Source organism: Leeuwenhoekiella parthenopeia (assembly GCF_020782115.1).
GTDB lineage: Bacteria > Bacteroidota > Bacteroidia > Flavobacteriales > Flavobacteriaceae > Leeuwenhoekiella > Leeuwenhoekiella parthenopeia.
Genome location: NZ_JAJGMW010000048.1, coordinates 1 through 2,423, shown reverse-complemented (window position 1 = coordinate 2,423; position 2,423 = coordinate 1). Strand labels below are relative to the sequence as shown.

The window sequence follows — 2,423 nt, the reverse complement described above, 5'->3', positions numbered from 1 at the left end:
TGGGTAAAATATCACCGGTGCAATACGCAAAGCTTCATTCTATTGGGGCTAGCCCCAATAGAATGAAAAACAATAATTTTAAACAAGTTTTGGAAAATTAAGCAGTTCTAATCTAGGGAAGCTTACAGAAAAACTGGTCGATTTTTCGGTGGCTGAAGATGACTTTACACCAACTTGTTATAGAGGCAAGCTGTGGGAGTTGATCAAATTAGACTTTCAAGAACTCGTTGAAAATCGGTGAGAAAAGGCGACTATATTTGCCAATTTCAATTAAAATAGTACCTTTGATTTGAAAGTCAATCATTTAGGATCAAAACTAAAGGTAGTTATCCTAGAGGAACCAAATTTGAAAACCGCCTGAACCCTTTGTTTTTCAGGCTTTTAATAAAAATACAGACTTCTGGCGAGGTCACAAGAATTCAATCAAACCCCGCGGACAGCGGGGTTTTTTAGTTTATAGCTCTTCCTTATTCTGATTGAACGAGTTGTGGAGCTAAGAAATAAAGTTCCAAGTGCGGAATACAGCAAAAAACAGATCTCACAACAGGAGTTGGCAGATAACACTATTGGGCTAACAAAGTAATTAATTGACTCAATAGAAAGAGGAGATGCAAACCCTACTTTAGAAAAGCTCGTTTTAGTTGCCAAAGCATTAAATCAAAAGAAGATAGCTATGTTGGGGATAGAAATCGATATGGACAAGTTTATCAAAGAGATGAATTCTATTTCCTAAAATTATCCTCTTGACTGATTACTCCAAATCAGTACTTTTTTCCAGAGCATATACTTAAAAGTTAAGGAAATCTTAATTTTCTATTTTTCAAAAGCCATTTTCATACACTCTTCATACTCTATCCTAGGCTTTGAGTAGGCTTTGCCTGGGGGATGCCATGCTTAAGGCTTGATTTTCGGATCTTTTTGCTCTAAAACTAAGGTCTTAATCCGTCTAGAACTATACATTAGGGTTTATTAATCCTGAAAGGGCTATACCCATTTAAGGGAATACGGGATTCTGTAAAGTACTTTTAAATTGATTACTATTTTTATAAACACCAGTCTAAAATGTTGATATCCCGTAAATTTTAAGGGGATATGTATATATTTAATGTTGATATAACAAAAGTAGCACATTATGAAAAAACTCCTTTTCGGAATAATAATCACGTTTTTAATTTCAGCTTGTAGTTCGAAAAAGGATAACTATTTGATTAAATTCCACGAAGGAGAATTTGATGAAATCGGAGTTCCTTCTGGCTATCTGAATTCACAAGGAGATACGATAATTCCGATTGGAAACTATTACTATTGTTATACCGACACAATCCGAGACTTTGGAATGGTTATCGAAAATAAAACTGGAAAAATAATCGGAATTGACAAAAATGGAACTGAACTATTTGAAGTCTTTAAATACGACAATGGACCTGACTATGTGGAAAGCGGACTTTTTCGGATAATAAAAAATGGAAAAATTGGATACGCAAATCTACAAGGTAAAGTAATAATCGAACCGGATTTTGAATGTGCTTATCCTTTTAGAGGAGATTTTGCAAAAGTTTCGGACAATTGCGAAACAATAAAAGATGGTGAACACTCAATTTGGAAAAGCGAAAATTGGTATCAGATTACAAAAAAAGGAAAACGTGCTGAAAAATAACGTGCTACAACCATGTATAACCGCAACTACGGCGGATTCGACTACGTCCGAATCCACTCGGAATTACTAATGTCAGTGCCAAACCGAAAATTAATGCATATTAACCCGTAACCAACTGTTAAACGAGACGTTGGCAACCAGTTAAAAAATGATAGTGTCAGGAAAATACAATGAATACTATTGGATTGAAATGTCATCCAGACATTATAATATGTATTCACTGATTTCTGAATTCCCCGAATTTATTATTGACAAATGTCTATCTATTATTTCATTTGACAGCGACTCGTTCCTACCAACTGAATCTGAATTAAAACGAGGTTGGACTTATGAAAATGAAATTGCCTATTTCGATAAAATGACTGAATTTGAATTATCGCAAAACTCGCTATTTGACATTAACGACCAGTGGCTGATTTTTGATAATAAACAAAGATTCAAAACAATGGAAATTTTTGTCAATTACAGTGGGTTTTCAGCCGAATTAAGGGAGTCTCGAACAGAACTAGAATTAGCTGATACTATAAGATTTTGGAATCAAATTGAGAACATAAAGCCAAATAGATTTATTCTCAATGGAGACAAACTGATTTTCGGTACTAATAAACATTCGGAGTTTGAAAAAGTAAAGGCCAGTTAGGGTATGTAAATTAAACTCTGTCCGTTGTTTCAATTCCTTTGGGGCTAGCCCCAAAGGAATTGGTGTTTAATATCAGGGGTATCCTTTCCCCAAATTTAATGTAAAGTTGTTGAACGGTCAGGCTCC

The 2,423-nt window shown here is 34.7% G+C and carries 2 protein-coding genes; both read left to right on the top strand.

Annotated features, from left to right (window positions below; genetic code table 11):
* Positions 1–1,132: 1,132 nt before the first annotated feature.
* Entirely contained in the window at positions 1,133–1,657 is a 525-nt protein-coding gene (locus tag LLW17_RS18750) for a WG repeat-containing protein (RefSeq protein WP_228231824.1), read from the top strand.
* A 211-nt stretch (positions 1,658–1,868) separates the two neighbouring features.
* Positions 1,869–2,297, top strand: coding sequence for a hypothetical protein (locus LLW17_RS18745; RefSeq protein WP_228231823.1), 429 nt, complete (start codon positions 1,869–1,871; stop codon positions 2,295–2,297).
* The last annotated feature ends 126 nt before the right edge of the window (positions 2,298–2,423 follow it).

Excerpts from the sequence above, each read along its gene's own strand:
- LLW17_RS18750 (WP_228231824.1), top strand. The coding sequence starts at position 1,133 with ATGAAAAAACTCCTTTTCGGAATAATAATCACGTTTTTAATTTCAGCT.
- LLW17_RS18745 (WP_228231823.1), top strand. The coding sequence starts at position 1,869 with ATGTATTCACTGATTTCTGAATTCCCCGAATTTATTATTGACAAATGT.